5 protein-coding genes are annotated in these 9,507 nt (G+C 60.9%); 1 reads left to right on the forward strand and 4 read right to left on the reverse strand.

Annotated features, from left to right (window positions below; all coding sequences use genetic code 11):
• Positions 1-92 precede the first annotated feature (92 nt).
• The 4 genes from HQL65_03060 to nikR all read right to left on the reverse strand — a co-directional run bounded on the left by HQL65_03060 (position 93) and on the right by nikR (position 7,955).
• Positions 93-4,820: an alpha-2-macroglobulin family protein gene (locus HQL65_03060; GenBank protein ID MBF0135192.1), complete on the reverse strand. Its 4,728-nt coding sequence runs from the start codon at positions 4,818-4,820 to the stop codon at positions 93-95.
• The gene (locus tag HQL65_03065; GenBank protein ID MBF0135193.1) at positions 4,754-5,341 is read right to left on the reverse strand and encodes a DUF1175 family protein; all 588 of its coding nucleotides are present in this window, start codon (positions 5,339-5,341) and stop codon (positions 4,754-4,756) included. The genes HQL65_03060 and HQL65_03065 overlap by 67 nt, the downstream gene beginning before the upstream one ends.
• A 227-nt stretch (positions 5,342-5,568) precedes the next feature.
• Entirely contained in the window at positions 5,569-7,344 is a 1,776-nt protein-coding gene (locus HQL65_03070) for a DUF2138 family protein (GenBank protein ID MBF0135194.1), read from the reverse strand.
• 194 nt (positions 7,345-7,538) lie between these two features.
• On the reverse strand, positions 7,539-7,955 hold the full coding sequence (gene nikR, locus HQL65_03075) for a nickel-responsive transcriptional regulator NikR (GenBank protein MBF0135195.1): 417 nt from the start codon (positions 7,953-7,955) through the stop codon (positions 7,539-7,541).
• Positions 7,956-8,178: 223 nt separating this feature from the next.
• Between nikR and HQL65_03080 the strand changes: the two genes are divergently transcribed.
• On the forward strand, positions 8,179-9,423 hold the full coding sequence (locus HQL65_03080; protein MBF0135196.1) for a PDGLE domain-containing protein: 1,245 nt from the start codon (positions 8,179-8,181) through the stop codon (positions 9,421-9,423).
• The last annotated feature ends 84 nt before the right edge of the window (positions 9,424-9,507 follow it).

Below are 9,507 nucleotides of genomic sequence, written 5' to 3' on the forward strand. Positions count from 1 at the left end.
CGCCAAGAGGAAGGGCACAGCCCTTCCTCCTGGACCTCCTTCCCAGTTTTTCATTTGTTTTATTTTTTGATTATCAGGCAGCCTCTGGGTGTTCATCGAATCACCAGCACCGGAGGTTGACTTCCCCGGGCATGCTCCCCCGGGTTGACCATGGAAAAATAGCGCACCGGCGGCAGATTCATGCTTCCCCGCAAGGGAAAACGCACCAGATGGCGGAATGTGTGGACGCCTGCTTTTTTCCGCATGCCCCTGGCAAAGTCGGGGACAGGAACAACGTAACTCCCCTCAATCATTTCGGCGTGCGTCTTCGGTAACAGAAGCGGTTCCCCTTTTGCTTCTTCCCCCTCCCCCTCCGCCTCCCTCTCCGCCGCATCTTCTTCCACCCCCTGTACCCCCATGCCCCAGGTGAAAGGTTCCAGCTCCGCCCCCGGTGGCAGGGGAACCTCCAACAGCCCGAAACGACGGTTCACGCCATGCGGATCCAGGGTGATCGCATCGAGATAAAGGGCCGTGGCATCCAGAGGTTCCCCAGGCGCAACCCGTCTGGCCTGAAAGAGAACCTCGACGGGTTGTTTCCCACCTTCATAATCCGGTTTGGGACGCTCCTTGACCGGTGTCAAAAGATAAAGCTGTCGCCGAATATCCAGGTCAATCGTGTTTGTCAGGGGCTGCGGGTCCGAATAGGTCAGGTAGGCGGTCAGATCCGGGAGGGGATCGCCGGCGAGGTTGATCTCCAGCCTGTTTCCCGCCGGGCCGGGATGGTGCCACGCCACACTTCCCACCTGCGTGGTTTGCCGAATCCACGGTTGTTCCAGGTCGGGAATTTTTCCCGCATCTTCCGTCCGCCCCCCGCCCAGGGCACGATGGACAAAAATCAGGGCCAAGGCCCGATCCAGGGTGGGAGCCTGTTCCGAAATGTTGGCCAGAATGGTTGCGGCCTCCTCTTCAGCCACCCTCTTGCCGCCCATCCGCACCCGATGCAACAGGTGCAGTGCCTGGGAAAAGGCATCGGCACGCCGGCGGATGCGTTCCCCGGCCTCCTGTGCCGCTGCGGTAAAACCGGACATGTTGTTTCCCGTGTCGCCCAACAGCTCTTCCAGCAACAGCAAAGCAAAATCCCGCCCCTGGGGCGTCTGTTTGTCGGACAGAATCTGGCTGGCCAGGGGATTCTGCCCCTCGCCAGCCAAGGCCTTCGGCCCCTCGCCGGCCTGGGCCTTCGGCCCCTCGCCGGCCTGGGAATGCAGCTCCTTGAGCAAGGCTTCGGCCACCCCGGTGGCTTGATTGCGCACCGGCAGACGCATCTCCCCCGCCAACCACAAGGCAAGGGCACGCAACAGCAGGGGTTGATGGGCATGGCCGGCGTGATAAACCTGCAAGGCCTCCAGCCAGTGTTCCTGCGGGGCATCCAGGCCAAGGGCCGTCAGGGCCAGATGGTCGGCAAAATAGGCGTAGGCGGTAAAAAAGGGATCGCCCCTGGTTTGCGCACCCCACCAGGTAAAACCGGCATCGGGACCAGCCATCTGGGCAAGACGAAAACGCTGATTGCTCAACCGATCCCGCAGCCGCTCCAACAGAGCCGGATCTGGAGAAAATTGGCGCAAGGCACCATAGGCCAAAGCCAGGGGAATCAACCGGCTGGCACTCTGTTCAACACAGCCGTAAGGATACTCCACCAGTCCGGCGGCCACCCTCTGCAACTGGGAGTCCACGCCCCGGGTCAGGATGACCCGTATATCCCGTGCCCCCGACGGCAGATGGATTCTGGTGGTGCGACCGGTCAGGGCCACCGTCTGGGCCACCGTGTCACGCCACTGGTTGGGAACCACGCCGAGCCGGGTCTCCAGACGGTCCACCACCTGGTTGTCGATGGTCAGCACGCTGTCAATGACCCGGTCGGCGTCGGCCTTGAAGGACAGGGAGATGTGGTTGACCCCGGGCACCAGGCGCAGCTCCCGGGGGGGATCGTCGCCAAATTGCAGGGTTGCCTGTTTTGCCTCCTGGGCCATGTTGAAAGCCATCAACACAGTGTTCACCTCATCCCCCTGTCGGAAACGGGTGGGGCCGCTCCACTTGAGATAGGCCGGCTTTTCCGAAACCAGGAAAGAACTCTGTTGCCCCATCTCCCCGGCAGGTGTGGTTGCCCGGGCCGTGATGCGCCAACGGGTCAGGGAGTCGGGCATGATGAAGGAAAAACGCCCCCGTCCCTGCTCGTCCGTCCTGAGTCGGGGCAACCATGCCGCCGTATCCAGGTTTTCCCGGCGCGGGCGCTCCAGCAGTTTGACGGGCCGGTTGAAACGGGCCGGTGTCTCGCCGTCCCGGGCGGGAATCGCCTGGTCGTAGGTGAAAAAATTGAGGCTGGAAAGGGTGCGCACCTGATTGCGCCGCCAGTGACCAAAGAAGTCCCGAATGTCGGGGGCCAACTCCGGTTGCAGCACGTAGACCATTTCGTCCACCACGCCCACAGCCAGTTGGGCAGCAACCGGTTTTTCCGCCACCGTGGTGCGCATTTCGACCGTCACCCGTTCACCAGGGCGATAGACCGGACGGTCCGGGGTCAGGGCAATGGCAATGGGAGCATTTTCTACCCGGATTCCCTTGTTCTGGAAATAATATTTTCCATCCTGCAAAACAGCGACCGACAGGGTCAGGTTGGGCTGAAACAGGGTCGTGACGGGAATGGCCGCTTCCCACTGGGTGGGCGTGCGTCGGGTCAGGCGCAGCCAATCGGCCCCCCTGGAGAGAAAGCCATGCTGGTATACCCTGTCCCGTTCCAGGGTCAACAACGCCTCCTGCACCGGGGCGGGAAAGGTGAGCAGGGCCTGTACCGTCTCGCCGGGGCGATAAGAATCCTTGTCCAGCACCATGGAAAGTTTGTCGGGGGGTGTTTTCATCCCCTCCCCCGCCACCCAGTGCGCGAGGGTTCCCATGTTGCGCTGCTCCCCGACCTGCAACTCAATCTGGTAGGAGCCGGGTTTGTCGAAGGTGATGAAAAAATGATCTCCCTGCACCGTTCCCCGTTCGGTTACGCCGCCCTCCAGACGCTGCAACAACCAGGTCACGGGCTGCCCCCCCGAGTCGGTGGCAGGACGCCGCACCGTAAATTTGACCTTGGCACCGGGTTGGGTGATGCGCTGCCCGGTCTCAATCCGGTAGGGCGGTGTTTCCGCCTCCACGAGCAGATCGCGTATGGCCGACACTCGATAGGAGGTGGCGTCAGAACCCACCACGCGCAACGTCAGACGGCTGGGTTGTTCCACCGGAGGGAGGGTAAAACGGACAGACCCCTCCTGATCGGCGGTCAGACTGGTCTGGGTCAGTTGGACGGGAAAGCGCCCCTGCTGGCGATGTTCGTAGTCGGACATGGCCAAGGTTTGGGCGCGCAGGCTCAGTTCCAGGTTCAATCCGACCACGGGTTGTCCCCCGGGATGGCGGGCACGAATCACCCCGGAGAGGGTTTCACGGGTTTTGAACGATTTTTTGTCAAAATGGATGTCGATGTCATAATGGGGCCTGGCATAATTGGCCACCCGGAAGGAGGCGGCATAGGGTTCGTTCCGATAGATCAGGCGCAGTGTATAGCCGCCGGGCGGGGCCTGATCCGGGAGTTGAAAGGCCCCATCGCCCCCCCCTGCCGGGTCAAGATGAAAAGTGGTGGAAGCCACCGGGGCACCCGTGGGATCAAGCGCCGTCAGGTGAATGGGACCGGCCTTCAGCAGCTCCGATTGCCGGGCATCCTGAAATCGGCGCCCCACCAGCTTGAAGCGTACCGTATCGCCGGGACGGTAAAGGGGGCGGTCGGTGAAGGCAAACAGTTTGGCGTTGTGAATCTCGCTGTCATAATAAAAATTTTCCGACACATGAACCCCGCCGTGGCGGTCCCGGGCGATGAGATAGGAGCGTTCCGGGGTGGGTTGATCGAACACGGCAGTTCCGTCGTTGCCGGTGACCTGGCTTTGCAGGGTTCCGGCACCATCGGTGAGCAGCAATTGGGTCCCGGGAGCGAGGGTGCCGTTTTGCTTGTCAGCGGTCCAGACAAACAACTGGTGCCCCGATGTCTTGGTGATTGCCGCCGTGTCCGAAACAAAGACCAGGGTCACGGCACGATAGGTTCCGAGCAAACCTTCCACCAGATAAAGCCCGGGAGACAACTCGCCCAGGGGAAGGGGAACGTTTCCCTTGCGCACCCGGACAAATTCGTGACTGGAACCGGCCACCTTGACATTCCCGGGTGGCTGAATGGGTTTGGCCTGCCACAGGGGATAGCGAAACCGGCTGAGCAGGGGAAATTCCGTCAGCGGGGCGTATTGCGGATTGTCCTCGAACCGGGTTTTATAGGTGTGGGCCGGGGCTTGTTTGAAGCGCGGTTCCCGGGCAACGGCCCTGGTCCGGGCTTCAGGGGCAAAAATGCGCTGCCACCCCAGGCGGGATTTTTTATACCACACGTCCCACACATAGTTCATGGCATTGGCGAGTCCTTCACCGTCGTAGCGACCGGGCACCCGCACCCGGTGCAGGTTCGATTGTTTGCGCAAAAATTCCAGGGGGTCTGGAATGCGATAGACGAGGATGTCCACGCCAGTGTAGGCATGCAACGCCCAGCTCGGCCCCTCCAGACGAATGACAGCCTTTTCCCGACTGGTAAAGCCGGTGTCGGCCAGCAAAAAGAAGGTGTCGCCCTCGGCCATGACGTAGCCGCTCTCCTGAATGCCCAGCAACCCGTACTCCCGCTCGGCGGCAGACCGGGCTGGAAGGGTCAGAAGGGCAAGAAAGAGAAGCGATAGACGCCCAAAAAATTGGAATTTTCGCTGCGGGGTTGCCACCGTGAATCCTTCCAGTTGAGTAGCTTTTCCAGGGAAACGGCACGCAGGCCATGATCTTCGGGGGTTGCGACGCCGCGATGGTAGGCCACGCCGTCGCCGGTCCAGATCATCAAGTGTTGATCGTCCCCCTGATCATAAAACAGCAGGTCGCCGGGGGAGGCCTGCAAGGGATCCTTCCCGACAAATTCGGTATTTTCCTGCACGAGTCCAAGGGCCGTGACATGGGGACCCGGAATGCCGGCGGGGGTTTGCCAGCGGTTGTACAGTTGTTGCTGGGCGGGGCTGAGAAGGAGTTCCGGCGGGGTTGGAGCGGGACTCAACCCGCTGGCCTGCCGCCAGCGTTTATCGTGGGGGCGGAGTGTTTCGTTGACCGCGAAGCGGACCAGACTGGCGCAATCCCGCTCCACCCAGCGGGGGGATGGTCCGCCCCGCAACACCTCGCCAATGATGCGCACAAACCAGGAACGAAAGAGGGATGCCTGTCGTGCATCCAGCCGGATTTGTTCCGTTCCGGCCTGCATCGGGGGGGATTCCGCCCTGCGTCCCCTGTTTGCAGGGTGTGGATCTGCCTGCTCTCCGGCCTGCTCCATCGGGTTCGAGGCGTTGTTTGCAGGTCCCTGGGTCGCTGGTTCGGGACGGCCTTCTGGATCCGGAAGCGGGTTTGCCTGTGCCAAAACCGTGCCTGCAAGCAGCAACGCCAGGGCCGGCAACACGGTCCGGCTTCCCGGCAAGAACGCCCGGTTGTGGATCAGGGCGCAACGGGCGGGCGGGCATGCCATGCGAGCGGCTCCCAGATGTGCGCCTGCCGGGGTGTTGCCAGATTGTAGGCAGGCAAGGTGGCGATTTGATCCAGCAGCGGCAAAAAGCGTTTTTTGACGCTGGCGTGAAAGACAGGCTCCGAGGTGGGGGGCAGGCTGTCGGCGAGGGTTTTGCGCAACAGTTCCGCCAGCGATCCGGGAACGACGGTCAGGCTCACCTCTCTGCCGCCCTTGTCCAGGGTGTCGGCCAGGGCCGGATAGGATTTGTCCAGCACGCCCAGGGTCCGGTCGGCCAGGGATTCGTCCGGGGTGAGGATCAGGGTATCGTGGCACAGGGCAAGGACCACGGAAAAGTAGCGTTTGAAACGCATCTCTTTTGCATGAGGACTTTGTTTGGAATCGAGCGGGGCCGAGGCCGCACTGACTTGCCGTCGCCACACCTTGCCCCCTGCACAGGGGGTTTCCTCGACCGGCAGGGGATTGTGATTCAGGGCGGGGGTGGTCTTTCCGGTCTCCGCTGGTCCGGATGGCGGGGCATCCCCCCTTGCCTGCTCCCGGGTGACAGGCAAGGGGCCTTCCCGGGTACCAATCGTGTGTGCAAAGAGGGTGCCCAGCAGTGGCAACCAGGCTTCCCGTCCCTGTGCCACCGGCAACACCGCGATGGGGGTATGCAACCGGGAGTTGCCGTACCAGCAAATGGCAGCGGGGGGACGCAAATGGTTAACGAGTTCGGGCAATGCGGGGTCGTTCCGGAGTTGCTGGAGGTAGTGCAGCAGCCTGGGTTTGTCCACCGGCAGGGCCAGGCAGAGTGCCGGGGCGGCGGGGAGACGGGTCCATAAATCTTCGGGCGGGGGGGTAGCGGCGTTGGTCAGCAGGGTGGTCCGCCACCCCTTGTCCGGATTGAAGTCAAGGCGCAGGGTTTCCAGTGCCGGGAAAAAGTGCTGGTAACCGAAGGAGATATAGGATGCCTGGGCAGCCAGGCGATGGGTCTCTTGCAGGGGTGGCAGGCGCAGGCCGACTCCCAGGGAATCCGGTCCGGCGCTGGCAAAAAATTGGCCGATGGCTTCCAGGCGTTGGGCATTGCCTTGGGGATCGAAGAGGGTGGGATCGGTGTGGATTGCCAATTGGTTGCGATAGACCGCCACCTGGAGACGATGCCGGGGGGTATGCTGGATGCGCCAGAGGGTATAGCTGTCGCCGTTGGGCAGTTGAAAGTCGCCCTGCCTGGACAACTGCGTATCACCCCTGGCCAGTTTGGAGAGTGCCTCGACAAAGTGCCACAATCCTTTTTTCGGCAGCAGGAGCAGATAATCCTTGAGTTTGCCATCCTGGTTTTTCCACAGGGCAACCTGGGCCGGGGTATTGAGAACATGGGCGATGATTTTGTCGCCCACGCCCATCTGGTGTTCGTAGGCGAGGCGGCGGAAGGTTCCTTCCAGGGTGAGGCGGTTTTCGTTGCGTTCGTAGTAATTGACCAGCTCTTCGGTGAGCAGATTGCCGAGCAGGGGGATGGCGAGCAGGTCCCTGGGCAGTTTGGAGAGGGCGCGGCTCTGGATGACCACATCGGGGTGGAAGAGCCGGTCCCTGGGCAGGGGGACCGGGGGGGATTTGGGGGGCTGTTCCGGGTGCCTTGGCAGGAGATTCCATGTCGCCAGGGTCCCCAGCAACACCCCGATTGCAATCCAGCCCCGGCGGGATGAAAACATGACCACCTGGATGACTCCCGTTTCATGAACGCACGTCAGGACAGGCTCCCAGGATGACATGTTTTCCCCCGGAACAACAAGTCAAATAACATAAAAATTTTTTGGCCGTTTCGCAGGCCCAGGTCAGGAATGTCTTGTCCGGGAAAAAGGCGTGGAGTTGAAAAAAGTGCTGGCTGTATCCCAAAAAATCCTCAAAATTATTCAATCCCTGGGCAGAAAAAAAGGGATGACCAAAAGCTGCGGGTCTTCAGCGTTCAATCGGCATCGGGGCTGTCCATGGGCACCAGATAAAGATGACCATGTTGCACCCCGGCTTCTGCCATGATGGCCTGGGCATGGTTGCGGATCCGCTGCACGACACCCCGCAAAACAGCCACTTCCAGACAACGTTCCTGATCCAGATGAATATGCAGGGTCGCATTGACCAGATCATGCTCACTGTGCTGCATGCTCGTCAACCGGCGTGCCAACTCCCGCTTGTGATGATCATAGACATAGACGACCGCCCCCACACCCGCCAAAGACCCCTCTTCCGCCAGTTTGACCGCCGCAAGCTCCTTGCGCAGCAAATCCCGCACCGCCTCGGACCGGTTTTTGTACCCGCGCAGATGCATCAACGCATCAAACTGCTGCGCCAACTCCTCGTCCAGGGAAATGGTGAATCTTTCCATATGGCTCATCGAATCTCCCCCCCTCCAGCATGACCAGGGTTTCCAATACCAAACCCGACGGATACGCAAAAAATCAAGGCCTGACCCAATGCCAACGCCGCACATTCCACGACAGGATTGAACGATCCAAGTTGACAGTGTCGCACCCGGTCACATAGGATGCGCAACCAGGAATGAGAAGAAAAAAAAAATCTTCATAACATGGATCGCCAAGGGAACGCCGATGCACATGTCCGATGCCTTGTTGTCCGTGGAAGTCGGGGTTGGTTTCTGGCTGGTCAGCGGAGCGGGCATTGCGCTCAGTTCCCGCAAGGTGCAAACCCACCAAACGCAGGCCATGGTCCCCATGATGGGCATGTTGGGCGCTTTTGTCTTTGCCGCCCAGATGCTCAATTTTTCCATTCCCGGCACCGGCTCCAGCGGCCATCTGGCCGGCGGCATACTCCTTTCCATCCTGTTGGGTGGCCATGCGGCCTTCCTGGTGATGGCTTCGGTACTCGTGGTCCAGGCCCTGCTGTTCGCCGACGGCGGCCTGTTGGCCCTGGGAGCCAACATGGTCAATCTGGGGATCATTCCCTGCTATCTGGTGTATCCCCTGCTGTGCCGCCCTCTGCTCGAAAACAGCTCCAAGTCGGACAAAATAAAGCGCTTAAGGGTGATCCTGGCCACCATCCTGACCGCACAACTGGGTTCCTTGGGGGTCGTCCTGGAAACTTGGCTCTCCGGCAGGGCCGACCTCCCTTGGCAACCCTTCCTGCTGGTCATGCAACCCATTCAACTGGTCATGGGTACCCTCGAAGGGTTTATCACGGTTGCCGTATTACGGTTTTTGCACCATGCGCGGACCGAGTGGCAAGGAAATTTCCAGTCCGCCCAGATCGGCAAGGCCGTTCATGCCGGGATGGAGTCCGGAATCAGGAACAGGAAGGAACGCCCCCGTCTCCCCCTGGTGGCCGGCCTGGCCTTGTTGTGCGCCACCGTGCTGCCCTGGTATGCCTCGACCAAACCGGATGGTCTGGAGTTTTCCATCGCCCGTTTGTCCGCAGCGACCGGATTGCGCCAATCGCCGGGCATTGTTCACCAGGATCTGGCGCAACTCCAGCATCGCCTGGCCCTGATGCCGAAATATGAGCTGAAACAACCGGACCTCCAGGCCGGTCCCCATCAACCCGGAGAGACCCCACATCCGGCAGGTCCCCAACAACCCGGAGAGACCCCACATCCGGCAGGTCCCCAGCAACCCGGAGAGACCCCGAATGCCGCAAAATCCCCGGCAGGGTCGCGCCATCCGGAATCGCGCAGTCTGGACATACAGGCCAATCAAAACCGTCCCTGGGGAACCCCGGACGCTGAAAAATCCCTGGCAGGCCTGCTGGGCGGCATCGTGACCCTGGGCCTGCTGCTGGGCGTGGGATGGCTGTCGGCCCCGCGCCGGAGGAGCGCTACTGCCGATCCAACACACGAATAACTTGTTAATTTCAAAAAAAAAATAATAAAGAAAAAACGAATGAAAAACTGGGATGGAGGTCCAGGAGGAAGGGCTGTGCCCTTC

This window comes from Magnetococcales bacterium, assembly GCA_015228935.1.
In the GTDB taxonomy this organism is placed as follows: domain Bacteria; phylum Pseudomonadota; class Magnetococcia; order Magnetococcales; family DC0425bin3; genus HA3dbin3.